Genomic DNA, 15,306 nt, shown 5'->3' with positions numbered 1-15,306 from the left:
TCATGTCCAACTTCGCCTTCCTCGCCGCCGAATTTCCCGAGATCTTCGACAGCGCGAAGCAGGCGGAGAGCTATGCGGCGGGCGATCCGCGGGCCTCGGCCTTCTATGCAAGGCGCACGGTGGAGCTGGCGGTGCAATGGGCCTATAAGCACGATGCCAGCCTGCATTTTCCCTATGACGACAAGATTTCCGCGCTGATCCACGAGCCGAGTTTTGTCGCGCGCGCCGGGCAGGCTGTCTTCACCAAGGCCAAGCTGATCATCCGTATCGGCAACCAGGCAGTGCATGAAAGCCGGCAGACGCAAGCGAAGGATGCCGGCGATGCCGTGCGCGAGCTGTTCCACCTGTGTTTCTGGCTGGCGCGCACCTATGGTCGGAACCCGCCTGCAGACACCTTGAGCTTCGACCCCGCCTTTCTCACCCGCAAGACCGATCTGGTAAAGAAGGCCTTTGTCGAGCTGACCCGGATGAAGGCCGAGACCGAGGCGCGCGACAAGGCCTTTGCCAACCTGTTGCGCGACAAGGCCGAGCGCGACGCCGAACTTCAAGCCCTGCGCGACGAGATCGCCCGCATCAGGCGCGAAAACGAGGCGCGGCCGGACCATCATGACTATTCAGAAGCGGAAACCCGCGACCTCTATATCGATCTGCTGCTGCGGGAAGCCGGTTGGCCGCTGGATCAGGCACGGGACCGGGAATTTCCCATTGTCGGCATGCCCAACCAGAAGGGCGAGGGTTTTGCCGATTACGTGCTCTGGGGCGATGACGGCAAGCCGCTCGCGGTGATCGAGGCCAAGCGCACCAAGCGCGATGCCACCGCCGGCCAGCAGCAGGCCAAGCTCTATGCCGACGGCCTGGAGCGGCAATTCGGCCAGCGCCCGGTGATCTTTTACACCAATGGTTATGACCACTGGCTGTGGGACGATCTGGCCTATCCGCCGCGAAACGTGTCCGGCTTCTACAAGAAGGACGAGCTGCAGCTGCTGATCCAGCGGCGGCAGAGCCGGCGGTCGGTCAGTGGATCTCCGATCGACAAAAAAATTGTCGAGCGGTCATACCAATTCAGAGCGATCCGGAGGGTCGCAGAAGCCTTCGAGAAGGATCGAGGTCGCAAGGCATTACTTGTAATGGCAACCGGCTCCGGCAAGACGCGCACGGTGATTGCGCTGGTCGACCAGCTGATGCGGGCCGGCTGGGTCAAGCGCGTGTTGTTCCTGGCAGACCGCGTGGCGCTGGTGAACCAGGCGGTGCGCGCCTTCAAGGCGCATTTGCCGGATTCCTCGCCAGTCAACCTGGTGACGGAGAAGACGGCCGAGGGTCGCGTCTTCCTCTCCACCTATCCAACCATGATGAACCTGATCGACGAACGGCAAACTGGCCAGGCGGGCAGCAAGCTAGCCGGCACCGCCCGCTTCGGCCCCGGCCATTTCGACCTGGTCATCATCGACGAGGCGCATCGCTCGGTCTATCAGCGCTACGGCGCGATCTTCGACTATTTCGACAGCCTGCTGGTGGGACTGACCGCGACGCCGAAGGACGAGATCGATCACAACACCTATGGCCTGTTCGACCTGGAAGACGGTGTGCCTACTGACGCCTATGCGCTGGATCAGGCGATAGCAGATGGCTGGCTCGTGCCGCCGGTTTCGGTCTCCGTGCCGCTCAAATTCGTCCGCGAGGGCATCCGCTACGACGACCTCTCCGAGACGGAGAAAGAGCAGTGGGATATGCTGGAATGGGACGAGGAGGATGGCGACCCGCCCGATAGCGTCAATGCAGAGGCGGTCAACAAATGGCTGTTTAATGCCGACACCGTCGACAAGGTGCTGGCCCATGTGATGACCGAGGGCCTGAAGGTGGCCGGCGGCGACCGGCTCGGCAAGACCATCATCTTCGCCAAGAACCAGGCCCATGCGGAATTCATCGAGCAGCGGTTCAACAAGGCCTATCCGCATCTGGCCGGCCATTTCGCCCGCGTCATCACCTTCAAGACGGAATATGCCCAGAGCCTGATCGACGATTTTTCCAAGAAGGACGCAAGCCCCCATATCGCCATCTCCGTCGACATGCTCGACACCGGCATCGACGTGCCGGAAGTGGTCAACCTGGTGCTGTTCAAGCTGATTCGCTCGAAGACCAAATTTTGGCAGATCATCGGCCGCGGCACGCGGCTCTGCCCGGATCTGTTCGGACCCGGCGAGGACAAGGAGTTTTTCCGCGTCTTCGACTATTGCCAGAACCTCGAATTCTTCCAACAGAACCCCAAGCCCGACGAGGGCCGCAATGCCAAATCGCTGAGCGAACGGCTGTTTGCCGCCCGCTTCGATCTGGTGCGGGGGCTGGACGAAAAACATGCGCTGGAGCGACCGCCGGGTGTCGCCGAGGAAGGCGAGGCCTACGATGCCGGGCCGGACGCGGCACCGAGCGAGCCAGAAATCCGGGCCGGCGCGCTCGATTTCCTGAAAACCTATGTCGGCACCATGAACCTCGACAATTTTATCGTGCGGGCCAGGCGCAAGCTGGTGGAAAAATATCAGGCACCGGAAGCCTGGAGCAGTCTCTCCGACGCGATGCGCGACGAACTGCTGGAAGAGGTGGCGCCGCTGCCGAACGAAATGAAGAGCGAGCCGGAAGAAGCCAAGCGTTTCGACCTGCTGATGTTCAATCTGGAACTGGCGCTGCTCAAGGGCTCGAAAAGTTTCGACCGGCTGAAGAAGCAGCTGATCGAGATCGCTTCAGTGCTGGACGAGCAGACCGCCATCCCGCCGATCGCCGCCCAACATGCGCTGATCCTCGACATTCTCTCCGACCCCTGGTGGGAGGGCATCACCGTGCCGCTGATGGAGCTGGTGCGCTTAAGGCTGCGCGGCCTGGTGCATCATATCGAGAAGGGCCGGAAAGCAATCGTCTACACCAATTTCGTGGACGAACTGGGTCAAGGCACCGAGCATGACCTGCCGGAAATCGGCGCCGTGGACTTTGCCCGCTTCAAGAAGAAGGCCCGGCATTTCCTGCGCGAGCACGAGGACCACATCGCCATCGCCAAGCTGCGCCACGGCAAGCCGCTGACGGCAACCGACATCGAGGAACTCCGGCAGATGCTGCTGGCTGCCGGTATCGGCGAGCCGGCCCATCTCGAAAAGGCCACCGAACTCGCCCACGGCTTCGGCCCTTTCATCCGCTCTCTGATCGGGCTGGACCGCGCCGCCGTCGCTGAGGCCTTCAGCAGCTTTCTCTCGGATGCCAGCGTGACCGCCGACCAGATCGAATTCCTCGACATGGTGATCGAGCACCTGACCGAGAAGGGCGTGATGGATCCCGGCCTGCTCTATGAAAGCCCGTTCATAGACGTCGCACCCGAAGGCCCGCAGCAGGTCTTCGACTTCGACACGACAAAAAAGCTGGTCGAAGTGATCCGGGGATTGAACGAGAGCGCGGCGGGGTGAGCGGCTCGACGATCAATCTGGATGAGGTGGCGTTGCTTGGCATCGACGTGGGTTTCTCGAAATCCAGACCGACGACCGGCATCGCCTGGAGCAAAAACAGCGAGTTTGGAGCCGCCAGGACGCATTCTGACTGGGAACGTCGCAGCCGCCACATACCAGCATCGACGGTCTTTTCCGTGATAGCGATTGACGGACCGCTCGTCCCTGTCGGTGCAGATGACAGCTTGGGCCGGCTGTGCGAACGCCTGTTCATTCGCGGGACCTTCCAGACGCGGTGCAAGCCGGGCCTGAGCAATCGCGGATACGGAAAGGATCTGAGCCGAGCCGCGTCTCAAACTGCCGAGCAGGTTCTACATCTCGCGATGCCAAGTGAAGCAATCGAAAAGGCGATCCGGCCCGGCACCTCTATCATCGAAGCATTCCCGAACGCGTTTCTTGGAGTTCTGCTCCACGAGGCGCGCTTCGCGATGTCGGCGGCTGGCAAGCGCAAGAAGTTCGATTGGCTATACGAAAATGCTGTCGACAGCGGTGTCCTTGCCGCCCTTTTCCAAGCACTCGGTTGGCATAATCGGATCCTGATCGACATTGTCCTGGCTGAGAAAGATCACGAGAAGCGCGCAGCATGGATTTGCTTACTTACGGCAGCATGCGCAGCGACCGGCACGTCCGAGGTAGTTGGTGATGATATTGGCGGGTGGTTCTGGCTGCCCCCCTCGGACCTGTGGGCACCATGGGCTCAAGACGCGCTTGAGAAGAATCGTCTTGCCCTGGCTTAGCTCCCTTTGACTCAAGGAAGCTCACTGGCTGGTTCGGCGATACTGAACGTCGCTTCGCAGCTCTCGCCGTGCCAAACGCCCCAGCGAGGCTCCTGGTCGATTTGCAGCTCCTGTCATCCCGCTTGGCTTTCCAGAACCTTCAGGTTGCGGGAAATCTCAGCCAAAGGCGCGCGCAGTGCCGCCTCTAGCTTCTGGACATGCACGGACAACCACATCGCCATCTGGGGCCACATTTCGCGATCAAGTCCATCGAACGTTTGGTCGTAGGCGATGAGGCTGCTCTTGAGGTGATCCGAGCGACGCCAGTCCAGCGCAGCCCCAAAGTCGTTTTCGATTTTTTCTTTTTGCGCATAGAGCCGATCGAACATCCGCTTGTTTACCTCTCCGCTGCTCTTACCCATCGCCAGCTGAACCCTCACACCATCCTGCAAGTAGAGGATCTGAAACGGGCAGCCTCCGACCCCAGACCCTCCGCTAAGCCAGTTGTCGTTGCCAGGACTGACGTTGGCGAACATCGACACTCCGTCCGTGCGCATCTGGTCCAGAGCCAGATCCCAGAAATCGCGGCGCAGGATATGGCGCCGTTGTTGCCCCGCTATCGATGTCGTCTCTTCTACTTCTTTCGAAGCGATACCGATCATATAGTCCTGGGCCTCCGGGGGCGGGATAATCTGCTGCAGGTCGAGGAAAAGCTCGTCGCCGAAACCGAACGGTGTCACGCGGAAGCATTGCACCGCAATTCCCCGGCCTATTAGCCATAGCGCCGTCGCCGTCACCTCACGTCGGAAGTTTGCGGCTACAAACATAATCCGCTGGCCGTTGCCGGGATTCAGCACGGCTTCATCCAGATCCTCGACCTCCATGAAGTCGCAAATTGCCTGCAGGGCATTCCCGCCGCCGCAATAGCGGTCGAGGTATTGTTGGTGAATGTCGACGATCTGGGTCTTCTTGAGGCCGGACGTATAGGCGGCATATTTCAGCGCCTGCCAGGTTACGTCGCGGCCTGAATCGTCCAGCTTGTTCTCGATCACCACTAGGTTGCCAGCTTTGTCGAGTGCCAACAAATCAAGCCGTTCGCGCGTCTCGTCGAAGCCGTCGAATTCCTTCTGCAAGATCAGCAGATCCTCGCCCAAGGCGTCGGGCTGATGGACCAACCACTCCTGCAGGTGGTCACGTTCCCGGAGCGCCAGATCGCCGAAGCGCTTCTGGGCCAGACGGAAGATGCGGTTTTGCGTGCGATCGACACGAAACATCAGGCTTACGTTTTCGAAGGTGGATGCATAATGGTCACCGAACATCTTATGGGGAAGTAAACATTTCTTCTCTAGGCCCATCATGCCGCGACGCAGCAACGACCAGAATAGCATCAGATACACACTATCGATGAGGCAATCAGCATCCACGCTGGTGAGGTAATGCCCGCTAACATACCGGGCGAGAGTAGGTGTGCAGAAGCCATCGAGCCTCTGGGGCGGATGCGAAATGTCCCGCTCTCTGACTGGCGCTTCCCCTCTCAGAGGCAGAGGATGCCTCGGGCAGGGGTGATACTAATCGAATTTCTCAGCGACGAGCTTCTCGAGGTTGGCGGCTTCGCTCTTGTAGATGCTGGTTAGGGTCCTAAGGGAATCAGCATCCTCGGAATAGCACTTGGAGCCTCTGAGGGCAGCTTCAGTTTGCCGGCGTTGAGCGAAATGAGATATCACGCCACTCATTTTAATTCCGGGCACGGACATCAACGTCTCAAAAACCTGAACTTCCAACATCGGATCGACCGCGATCTTACAGCTGTCCGATATCGATCGAATGCGCGCGGCTGTTGTTGCCAAAACACCGACGAGGGAGCTGAGCTCATCGGCCGTGACCGCTGGGCCACAAATCAGCAAGCTAATCGCGGTAGCGAGGACGGTCGAAGTCTTACTCATGTGCAGGTGTCACTTCTGATGTTTGCTCCGCACAAAAGGGAAGGTTTTCGTCATGATGGTTTCGGCTCTCGACCCGGGAGGTCAAGCTGTTGGAACCATTGGGTGCGCTAGCCGTGGCCAAGAGAAATCCCCTTCCGCACGAAAAGGTTCCTTTTAATCAAGGCCTTGGCGTGTAATCTCAGGGTGAGGAAAACGTGGAAGTAGCATGAGCAACATCGGATACGGTCGCATTAGCACGACCGAACAGAGCTTGGATTTGCAGGTTGCTGCCCTGAAAGCAGCAGGATGCTCGGCGATCCTTACGGACGAAGGTTTCTCCGGCGCCGATTTCTCGCGGCCCGGACTGAGCAAGCTGCTCAGCACTCTTCGTCACGGCGACACACTAACCGTCTGGCGCCTGGATCGCCTGGGTCGATCACTTTTCGAGCTTCTGGCGCTCGTCCGCGACCTAAACGAGCGGGGCATCCAGTTTCGTTCCATTAGCGAAAGCCTAGATACAAGCACCCCAGCTGGAAGGCTGCTGCTGCATGTTCTAGCGAGTATGGCGGAATTCGAGCGGTCTCTCATCAGCGAGCGGACCCGCGCGGGAATGGCTGCAGCTCGTGCTCGCGGAAGCCGGATCGGCAGACGACCGGCTATGACATCAGAGCAGCTCGAAGACGCGCGGATGTCGATCGAGCATGCTGGAAAAACTGTCGGCGAGGTGGCCGGCAGTTTTCAGGTGCACCCACGGACGCTATCGCGCCTCCTGAGACAGCAAGCCCCAGTCAGGTGCCAGCCCGGTTGCGTGTCGCTCTTAATTAGCCGCTAAATCGAATTCAGCGAGGATTGCCGTCGTTTCTTCCTCTGACCGGAGCCAGTAGTCTGCCGCGCGGGCAGTGTTCAGCACCTCTTGCACCCAGCGACCGCCGACAGGGGGACGAAGGCCATCTTCAGCAGCAAACAGCCGGGCGAGAAGGCGCGTCACGTCGCCGTAGGTCCTCTCGTGCCGGAACCAAACGAGGTATTCAGGGCCGCAGAGCTTCCGGAGGTCAACGTCGTAACGGGGAGAGAACGGCTCAGTATCGAACGCTAAGGTCCGGCATAGATCCCGGAGCGTAAGCGATGACCCATCCCGCAGGTCCGCACTGTCCTTCTCGTCAATGAAATATTCGAACCGGTTGCGGAAGAAACGACGGATGTCGTCGATATTGTCAGTCATTTGAGGCTCTTTTCAAGAATGGGACGCGCTAGGGGACGCCGTTCCCGAGAAATTGGGTGGGATCTGTTCAAATGGTCAAAACATTCCGAAGGTCGGATCACTCGTCATCGGGTTCCCTGCTTCTGCTGCTGCCCGGCGCATGCTGTTCCGCTGCTGCTGACGAACGATGAGTTCTGCCTGGATGTCCGCAGCTGCGGCTCCCTTAGCTTCACGGCGCTTGACGAAATTGCCATCCGCGCGCTGATCACGCTTGCGCTCTTCCTTCTGCTCATCCGTCATGTGTGACAGATCTTCGTTCGGCTTATCGCGAACCTTCCGGCGACTTGAATTGCGCAACTCCCTGCCTTCGCCTGAACGCCAGCTATCGACTTCCCGGCGCCGACGCCAACCGTCGTCCAGCCCGCGCTTATTTTCCTCCTCGAACCGTTCTTTTGCCCTCCGGACCAAATAATCCAGCGCTGCGAGCTGGCGCTCCCTGTTCGGCTGCTCGGACAGTTCCTCATACTTTTCCTGCAATGCCCGAAGTTCCTGCCGCCGACGGTCAAAGGGCGTCAGCCTGATCTGTGGAGGAATGAAGGTGAAGGTGTCGTCATCGCTCACGTCTGCCATTGGTTTGCCTCATCTGTTGTTTACGCGGGGACTTATAGCGGCGAGGCGGTGGAACCGCGGCAGGTCGTGAGCGAGGGTAATCGGGCTAGACTTAAGGCCGGATCAGCGGCCCGTTTCGGACCATCCCGAAGCTCGGAAGCACCCTCCAAAGGGCGTGAACTTTTGGCCGTTATTATATTTAACAATACGTAATTAATTATACTCTTAATAAAGAAGAATAGACCGGACGAAAGTTCACGCTCTTTCCAACTCAGACACTCGGGCGCCTGCGGCTCCCTCCCTGCGCGGCCTTCGGCCTTGCCCGCGCCGTTGGCGCGGACCGGTGAACGAACGCCCGGTAGTTCAAGATTTTTCGAGAATTAGATACGAACTGGTATGGAAGACATCAGCCAAGATAATAAAACGCTCCGGCTGGTCGCCTACGGCTCCCAGCAACGGTAAGTGGTCCGGCTCGCGAGAGTGTGTCAGACTCGCGATCAACATTCTCGACCTTCAGTGCGGCAGCGCTTCATTGACTCGAGGATTCGCCGTGGCACGATCCGTTGCTTGGAATGACTGGGATTAGCGCGATTACCTTTGGCGCGTGCCAGTGAGCTCCTGTGTCGATCTTGGCTGAGGAGGTTAGAGCGACCGGATCATCGCCAGCACGGAGAGCATCCCCATCAAGACGATTGATTTTTTCTAGGACTTCGACCTGGGGTCGTATCGGTCGGACAGGGCGACGGCTAATGGGAACCGAGGCAGAGGAGGATATCCGGCACCAAATCGATACGAACAGAAAGAAGGCGCGCTTTCTTTTGACGTCCAGCGATAGGGGACTCTATGGAAATATTGAACCGCGAGCTTGATATGAGGTCTGATATCCTCATGCTCGCGCACTAGGCTATGATTGGTAGATCAGTCTACCGGTGTGATTTGCGGATTGGCGCGGATATATTTTTCAGCGCTGGGAACCAAGGCGTTCCGAGCAAGCGAGGCGGATGCTCAATCGCATTGTCGGTCATTCAATCTTGATATTCGCTAAGGCGGTTCTCAGGCACGTAGGCAAACTGTCGATTGCAACCCAGGAGAGCTTCCGCACCTTTACATGGCAGCTAAATCGCCAAAAACCACCTCATCCGTCAAGATAATGTAAACATAGCGTCAAGGTCAGGTGTGCTTTTGACGTATTTTCGGCTTGCACGTCAACCTCGACACACAACTATAGATATGCGTTTTTCAAGGTTCTAGTGCTTCGACCTTTACATTGTCGTCCTCTCCAGGTGACGAATGTAAAGGTCGGGCAATGCAAATCAGGATATCAGGCGAGGCGAGTTACGAGGTCCTCGGCGGATAGGTGCGTGTATCGCTTCAGCATCCGTAGCTCCTTGTGTCCGGAGATGCTGCTAACCTCGATCATGTTAAGGCCACGCTCGAACAAGCGGCTGACGCCCTCGTGGCGAAGGTCATGAAAGCGGAGGTTCTTGATGCCAGCGCGAACCAGAAGGCGACGCCAGGTCTGCTCCAAAGCTCCAGGGCTCATCGGGAAAACGGTAGATGCATCTACGTCAGCTTGGTCCTTCCAGGACATCAACGCGTCGAATGCTCGTTGAGAAAGCGGCACCTCTCGACCCGATCCGTTCTTGGTCATCGTCAGAGTGACCACCCGGCGATTGTGCGAGACATCTGTCCAGTCCAATCCGAGGATCTCCCCACGGCGCATCCCGGTCTCGATCGCGACGATCACCAGTGTTCGAAGGAAAGGGATCTTACCAGCATCACAGCCATCGAGCAGGCGCTGTTCCTCATCACCGGTAAGCCGACGGCTGCGCTCGTTCCGTATCACCGGACGGCGCACCAGTTTCACGACGTTCTTCGCGAGCGGCATTCCCCAATCGCGGATCGCCACTTCAAGAACGTGGCTCAAAATCGCCATTTCTCGCACCGCAGTAGATGGAGCTACGCGCTGAAGACGCTCGTCCCGGAACGTTGCAACGTCTTGCTGGCTGAGACCTATCAACGTCCGATGCGAGAGATCATGGCGACGAAGAACGTCGATCCGCTGATCCTCCTGAACTGCTCCACGCTTTGTTGGTGTGATCTCGCGCTGGTAGCGCTCAAGAAGAGCACCTAGCGTCGTGGTCTCAAGGATCTTCGTATCAGGTGCAGCGCCGAAGCGGTCCACCTGCGTTTCCAGGTCTCGCGCCCATTTTTCCGCCTCAGCCTTGCTATCGAAGCTTTTCGCGCGAGGTTTCATACCACGACGACGAACCTGTGCTTGCCAGCGTCCTCTGAGTTTTCTGATCGTTGCCATCTCAATCTCCGTTTGTGATCGAGATGATGCGTAGGATGCCCCGTTGAGGGCGCCAAGGGTAATTCCGGCACCTTGGCGACAAAGATTAACTCCAACCAAGATCAGCATAAATGGGCCGCCGGGAGCCCTTGCACCCGAAATGCCGATGTAGTTTGATGGCTTCGGGTAAGGGTTTGTTTTATGCGTCTTCCACTTCAAGCTGCATGCGCTGGCATTGTGCTATCGCTTTTATCGTCCACCGGCGCGGCAGCCGGAACTAAGACGTTTGGGCCCTTTACGATCGACGACACCAAGCCGGATGTCATCACACTCAATGGCGAGATCGACGTTAACTCTGGCCTTGCCTTCCGCCGATCGCTTCAAGCAGCACCGAATGCCAAGCTCGTCACGCTCAACAGCCCAGGCGGCAATGTGCAAATGGGCTTGCTTATCGCCGACGACATCCACCAGCGAAAGCTGGCTACCTACATCCCCAACGGCAGCAAATGCTTCTCAGCGTGTTCCTTCGTCTTCCTTGCCGGTGATGAACGGAAAGTCGATGGAGCCCTCGGCGTTCACCAGTTCTCTTCAGATTCGCCGGATCTGGTAGGCGCGCAGCTCGCAATCTCCGACATCATCGAAGTCCTGAATCGCTTCGGGACACCGATGGACGTGATGCAGATCATGTTCAAGACGCCTCCGAACGACATGCACGTCTTCAGCCAGGACGAGGTTGAACGATATAAACTCAACCGTGCTGGCGGAGGGCTATCGCCGTCGCCAACTGTCATTGATGTGCCGGTAACCGTGTCTGGTGTCGATCCCAAGTCGCCAGCACGCGCGGCGCCCACCGGAACTGAGATTGCCTCGGCGGCACCGCAGGCCAAGTTAACTCCCCTCGAGGAGTTCACCCGCAGGCCGAACCGGATCGCGATCTACGCCGGCTTGGATCTATTCGGCGCCGACATTTCGTCAATCAGAGTAGAGGAGGCAAGTGAATGCGCAAAAAGCTGCCTGGCGATGAACGGCCAATGCAAGGCCTTCACATTTAACTCGAACCCGAAGATCAAGCGTGGGCCGAACTGCTTCTTGAAGTCGAGCGCTGGTAGAGCGGACGGAAATAGCGTTGCATTTTCCGGCCGCTTCCTAAGCGGCGCGGAGGCTGACCCGTCTGCCGTAACGCTCGGGACGATCGATCCGACGACCGCTCTCTACGAGGACATTGACCTACCCGGCGGCGATCTTTCACGTCGACCCGACCAGGCGAAAACACCTCTCGACTGCCGCCTGGCTTGTATCGACGACAAGCGATGCGTCGCGTTCACCTATATAAAGCCTAAAAAGGAATGCTGGCTGAAGGGTGCGATCGGCACGCCATTGGTGGGCAAGGGCATGGTATCGGGGCTAAAGAAGCTGGAGACGTTTTCTCCTGCGAAGATTATCAGTTTAAACCAATGAAGATCAGAAGAAGCCCCCTCATCTTGCTAGATCCTTATCCTGATGCGACCAGTGTTATTAACAACTGGTAGCGTAACTCAGGGCGACAGACCGCAAGCCATTGACACGACTCTAGAATCTAGTGATATTTCCGTCGACGCCCGTCGTCGCACCATTGCCGCCCGCCCGAGTCGCCTAGCGAAACGGAGCGCATAGGGCACTCCAGAGCGCTCGGCTTTCACCGAGCTAACTCCAGAGGTAAAACAATGGTAGTTTGTATGTTGCCTAAGGGTGTGCACGTTCGTTCTTACGTTCGTGTCCGCTTTGGCCGTGTAGAGTTCGTTTGCGAACACTGCCGGTCCTATCCTTCTCACTAACGGTTGTGGCGACCCAGAGAAGGCGATGACGAGACGACGGGCGTCACCAAGGACAGCATGATTCAAACGAATCCTTGCGTCAAGGATTTTCTCATATCAGTTTTGAATCCTAATTTTTCAGCTTTGCGAGTCGCAAAATTCACTTGCCTTTAATATGCGCCATTATATATCTCGATCCAGGCATAGCCTGTTAGGTTCACCGTATGGGGGCCGCAAGAACCGAGGTTTACCTCGGTTTTTTTGTGTCATTTATCAAAGCAATAGTATTTAACGCCCAAAGCAGGGATATCTACTTTTTCAAGTAAGCAATCGATAATACGGTTGGCATCGAGCAGCCTTCTATATACGTCAAACTTCTTATCGTAAGCCCGCCTCGCTATTGCATATATATAGCTATCCGCGATTTGCAGGATTTTGTTTTCCTTCGGCCTATTTTCTATACTTGTAAGTGTTGCGTAAAAATCAGCTTGGGAAAAGGGCTGATACTTTCCGGAGTTACCTTTGTCGAATTCTAGACCGTTCTCGCGTAGATTTCTAAAGTAGCCCTCCACGATAGAATTCATAGCCGCATCAGCTTCGAAAACAACATTCAATTTTCGTCCTTGCGAAACTGCATACTTCGCAGCTCGCTCGACTACGATGTCAAATGCACTGCGGCAAAGCAGCCATCTGTCTTCATGTTTCTTGGCGTATCCGCGCGCGGCATAACCTGCGCGATCAATGACGCAACCAATCCCGACTACGGGCACGCTTGCTAAGAACTCGCGATATTCGGACCAGAAAGCATCTCGTTCCAATTGGGTGCGGCGTCCGAGCCAGCAGAATTTACCCCGTTCATTAATCATATCGGTAATATGGAACGGGGAAGTTATAGCCCACTTTTCCGCTAGCGCATCCCTTCGGTCTTTGGCTTGCGCTTTATCTTCCTGCCTTATCAGGACTCCGCCCATCGCAAACCAGTCACTTCGGGCCGGTAGACCAGAGGCACGATCGGGATGCCTGGCGCCAGATTCGTCAAGATAGAGGGTAAGGCTGGGCATTCAAATTTTACTTTGTAGAAACGGACGCGTCATAGCTCGCTCGCTTTTCAGTGGGATCACAAACGGCTGGCGACCGACGCCCGCTTGGATTTAGGAGCCGACATGCGCGATGGAACCAATTACTTCGTGCCCCGGATATCCCGACTCTAACAGCCATTGATAACCCTGATCGTAGTATGGAGGGGGAAAAAGCGAACGGACCCCCAGCATCTCTCCTTCGCCTAGCCATCGCAAGGCCTGGCCCAGCTCAATTTCGATTATACCCCGGACTTGTGAACTATATTCCGATGGCCGACCGCCAACTTCCCCCCTAGCTCTGAAAAGAACTCCGTGTTGAGCATGGGGCCTCACATATAAGGATGGGCAACAAACTCGTAAATCAACCAGTTCCGTTTTCGGCCCAGTCCACGTTCCGGCCAGTGATCCCGGTCTAGAATCCGCAGCGACCATGTAAACGTATGCGAATTCCGAATTGTCTTCTCGCGGGACCTGCCTTCTTTCGAAATGCATATATTGCCCGAATTTACCGACAGATCGTGCGTGATGACAGGCGAACCACAACGCTACCCAGATGTTGTCAACGAGATCAATCCATGTAGTTTTAAACCCGTAATGCTGAAGAAGCGGTTCAACTACCTGTTTTGGCAAGCTCTGCAATAGATTATTCCCAGCAATCACATCGTCTATTGCTTTGTTCAAACTCCTGAGCCGCTTATTCTGCGATGCTGCCGTCTTTCCCTGACGCATGATGGACGGAGGCATCGTTTTGTAGTGCTTAGACTGTCCTCGAAAGAAAACAAATTCGCCTTCTTTGGCGCACCCATACTTCAGATAGCCCGCAGCTTGAATGAGAGCATGTGGATCGCAGACCCTTAGTATGCCCGGCTCACCTGCTGCTGGAGTGAAAAACGCGTCACGGATGAAGAGTTTCCCGAAGTCAACCATTTGCAACACAATCCCCCGATGTGACGAACGGGGTAGCGCAACTTGATTAAGATTGCCTCACCTACATCAAGCCAAGAAGGAGTGCTGGCTGAGGGGCGCTATCGGCACGCCGATGCTTGGCAAGGGCATGGTGTCCGGTCTGAAGAAGCTACAGACGTTCTCTCCGGCGAAGATCATAAGCCTAAATTGCAACGATGAGCTTTAAGCCAGTCAAGATCCTGGCTTCGCAGCAAGGGTATTGCGATAGATGGAGATCGCTGAATGGAGAGCAGACTGTGATCACAGATTCCCTACAACGGGAGACCATCGAAAACCTGGCACAGCGACATGGGTTCAGCACTAGCGCCGTTGAGCACCTTGCTATGGCCTTGCTTGCTGGAGGCACCAACCAAGCTCAGTTCAACCATGTCGAGCTTGGCGGCATGGGGCAATGGTCAAGTGGTGGCATGATCATGATCGGTGACATGTTCAACAATGGACTGAAGCAGCGCATTGATGCCCTCTGCTCAGATATTGCTGGCTACATAAGGTCCGGCCAGCTCTCGGCGCCGCGAACGGATCAACCGTTTCAATCTCAGAGCCAGAGCGACGGATCTAGCCTTTCTTTACAGTCGAGCACTTACAGCAGCTCGTGGCCACAACATCTGGGCCAGCCTTCATCTACAGGCTCTCAGAACAATCTTCGCTATGCATTTTTTCCGACCACCCGGCGCCTAGCTATTGATGTGAACGGACAGATTACCGTCTACGATACAAAAAATCATAACACTGGAGGGTTCTCTCAGCAGCAGAGCAGCAACCAATCGCAGGCGTTCACTTCTCAACACGGTCTGGTCCGCTTGTCGGACTTGGAGATCGTGTCAGGTGATGGAAACGAGGCTCCTCGTCCAAAAGGGCAGGGAGCGTCCTCACGCCGGGATGAGTTTCTCGATTCGGAGCTTATGCCAACGCCGAACGATATCGTTGTTGCTTCGGCGAGCGCGGATCATGACGATATCATTAGCAAGATTGAGCGACTGGCTGGCTTGCACTCAAAGGGTATCCTATCCGACGACGAATTTGTAGCAAAGAAGACGGAGCTACTCCCACGGCTATAGAATCAATCTTCAGGTGCAATTTGCATCGCCTGAGCATCGAGGTGGCGTGCCCGCATCTCTGCACACCTTAATGGCAAAGCTCTTCGCCCGGTGCTTCATTCCACGCCGGCGCACCTGAGCCTGCCAGCGTCCTCTGAGTTTCCGGATGGTCGCCATGTGATCTCCAATAGTTATTGAAGATCAT

General features: G+C 56.6%; 12 protein-coding genes and 1 pseudogene. 5 read left to right on the top strand and 8 right to left on the bottom strand.

Translation table 11 applies throughout. The features are described 5' to 3' along the window. Positions 1-2 precede the first annotated feature (2 nt). Positions 3-3,446 (top strand): DEAD/DEAH box helicase family protein, encoded by a 3,444-nt coding sequence (locus tag AC1D3C_RS23435; RefSeq protein WP_477484540.1) that lies wholly within the window; start codon positions 3-5, stop codon positions 3,444-3,446. Then, positions 3,443-4,222 carry a DUF429 domain-containing protein gene (locus AC1D3C_RS23430; RefSeq protein ID WP_477484539.1) on the top strand — a complete coding sequence of 260 codons (780 nt, stop codon included), beginning with the start codon at positions 3,443-3,445 and terminating at the stop codon, positions 4,220-4,222. The genes AC1D3C_RS23435 and AC1D3C_RS23430 overlap by 4 nt, the downstream gene beginning before the upstream one ends. Positions 4,223-4,335: 113 nt before the next feature. Here AC1D3C_RS23430 and AC1D3C_RS23425 read toward each other — a convergent pair whose 3' ends face one another. Together AC1D3C_RS23425 and AC1D3C_RS23420 are read right to left on the bottom strand one after the other, a co-directional pair. Beyond that, positions 4,336-5,589 (bottom strand): DUF4268 domain-containing protein, encoded by a 1,254-nt coding sequence (locus AC1D3C_RS23425; RefSeq protein WP_477484538.1) that lies wholly within the window; start codon positions 5,587-5,589, stop codon positions 4,336-4,338. Between the two features lie 180 nt (positions 5,590-5,769). Beyond that, on the bottom strand, positions 5,770-6,144 hold the full coding sequence (locus AC1D3C_RS23420; protein ID WP_477484537.1) for a hypothetical protein: 375 nt from the start codon (positions 6,142-6,144) through the stop codon (positions 5,770-5,772). Positions 6,145-6,349: 205 nt separating this feature from the next. Between AC1D3C_RS23420 and AC1D3C_RS23415 the strand changes: the two genes are divergently transcribed. Further along, a complete protein-coding gene (locus AC1D3C_RS23415) occupies positions 6,350-6,955 on the top strand; it encodes a recombinase family protein (RefSeq protein WP_477484536.1) in 606 nt (201 codons plus the stop codon). On the opposite strand, the gene AC1D3C_RS23410 is transcribed toward AC1D3C_RS23415, so the two are convergent. From AC1D3C_RS23410 to AC1D3C_RS23400, 3 genes are all read right to left on the bottom strand, one after another. Next, on the bottom strand, positions 6,941-7,345 hold the full coding sequence (locus tag AC1D3C_RS23410) for a hypothetical protein (protein WP_477484535.1): 405 nt from the start codon (positions 7,343-7,345) through the stop codon (positions 6,941-6,943). The genes AC1D3C_RS23415 and AC1D3C_RS23410 overlap by 15 nt on opposite strands. A gap of 75 nt (positions 7,346-7,420) precedes the next feature. After that, positions 7,421-7,954, bottom strand: coding sequence for a hypothetical protein (locus tag AC1D3C_RS23405; RefSeq protein WP_477484534.1), 534 nt, complete (start codon positions 7,952-7,954; stop codon positions 7,421-7,423). Between the two features lie 1,300 nt (positions 7,955-9,254). Beyond that, entirely contained in the window at positions 9,255-10,247 is a 993-nt protein-coding gene (locus tag AC1D3C_RS23400; protein ID WP_477484533.1) for a tyrosine-type recombinase/integrase, read from the bottom strand. A gap of 180 nt (positions 10,248-10,427) precedes the next feature. Here AC1D3C_RS23400 and AC1D3C_RS23395 point away from each other — a divergent pair, with 180 nt between their 5' ends. Further along, the gene (locus AC1D3C_RS23395) at positions 10,428-11,684 is read left to right on the top strand and encodes a PAN domain-containing protein (RefSeq protein ID WP_477484532.1); all 1,257 of its coding nucleotides are present in this window, start codon (positions 10,428-10,430) and stop codon (positions 11,682-11,684) included. Positions 11,685-12,285: 601 nt separating this feature from the next. On the opposite strand, the gene AC1D3C_RS23390 is transcribed toward AC1D3C_RS23395, so the two are convergent. Together AC1D3C_RS23390 and AC1D3C_RS23385 are read right to left on the bottom strand one after the other, a co-directional pair. Then, positions 12,286-13,080: a DUF3800 domain-containing protein gene (locus AC1D3C_RS23390; RefSeq protein WP_477484531.1), complete on the bottom strand. Its 795-nt coding sequence runs from the start codon at positions 13,078-13,080 to the stop codon at positions 12,286-12,288. A gap of 90 nt (positions 13,081-13,170) precedes the next feature. Beyond that, positions 13,171-14,025 (bottom strand): FRG domain-containing protein, encoded by an 855-nt coding sequence (locus AC1D3C_RS23385; protein ID WP_477484530.1) that lies wholly within the window; start codon positions 14,023-14,025, stop codon positions 13,171-13,173. Positions 14,026-14,300: 275 nt separating this feature from the next. Here AC1D3C_RS23385 and AC1D3C_RS23380 point away from each other — a divergent pair, with 275 nt between their 5' ends. After that, entirely contained in the window at positions 14,301-15,122 is an 822-nt protein-coding gene (locus AC1D3C_RS23380; RefSeq protein ID WP_477484529.1) for an SHOCT domain-containing protein, read from the top strand. Between the two features lie 29 nt (positions 15,123-15,151). Here the strand turns inward: AC1D3C_RS23380 and AC1D3C_RS23375 are convergent. Further along, positions 15,152-15,278, bottom strand: a pseudogene (locus tag AC1D3C_RS23375) (site-specific integrase); the annotation flags it as partial. Positions 15,279-15,306: the final 28 nt, after the last annotated feature.

It is taken from the genome of Neorhizobium sp. P1_A6, from assembly GCF_056406795.1.
Note: the sequence above shows the minus strand (reverse complement) of the source record. Positions and strands in the feature narration are given on the sequence as shown.

Bases quoted from the DNA above. Each gene is read 5' to 3' on its own strand.
- AC1D3C_RS23420 (WP_477484537.1), bottom strand. From the start codon at position 6,144: ATGAGTAAGACTTCGACCGTCCTCGCTACCGCGATTAGCTTGCTGATT.
- AC1D3C_RS23425 (WP_477484538.1), bottom strand. From the start codon at position 5,589: ATGCTATTCTGGTCGTTGCTGCGTCGCGGCATGATGGGCCTAGAGAAG.
- AC1D3C_RS23410 (WP_477484535.1), bottom strand. From the start codon at position 7,345: ATGACTGACAATATCGACGACATCCGTCGTTTCTTCCGCAACCGGTTC.
- AC1D3C_RS23405 (WP_477484534.1), bottom strand. From the start codon at position 7,954: ATGGCAGACGTGAGCGATGACGACACCTTCACCTTCATTCCTCCACAG.
- AC1D3C_RS23385 (WP_477484530.1), bottom strand. From the start codon at position 14,025: ATGGTTGACTTCGGGAAACTCTTCATCCGTGACGCGTTTTTCACTCCA.
- AC1D3C_RS23400 (WP_477484533.1), bottom strand. From the start codon at position 10,247: ATGGCAACGATCAGAAAACTCAGAGGACGCTGGCAAGCACAGGTTCGT.
- AC1D3C_RS23390 (WP_477484531.1), bottom strand. From the start codon at position 13,080: ATGCCCAGCCTTACCCTCTATCTTGACGAATCTGGCGCCAGGCATCCC.
- AC1D3C_RS23415 (WP_477484536.1), top strand. From the start codon at position 6,350: ATGAGCAACATCGGATACGGTCGCATTAGCACGACCGAACAGAGCTTG.
- AC1D3C_RS23435 (WP_477484540.1), top strand. From the start codon at position 3: ATGTCCAACTTCGCCTTCCTCGCCGCCGAATTTCCCGAGATCTTCGAC.
- AC1D3C_RS23395 (WP_477484532.1), top strand. From the start codon at position 10,428: ATGCGTCTTCCACTTCAAGCTGCATGCGCTGGCATTGTGCTATCGCTT.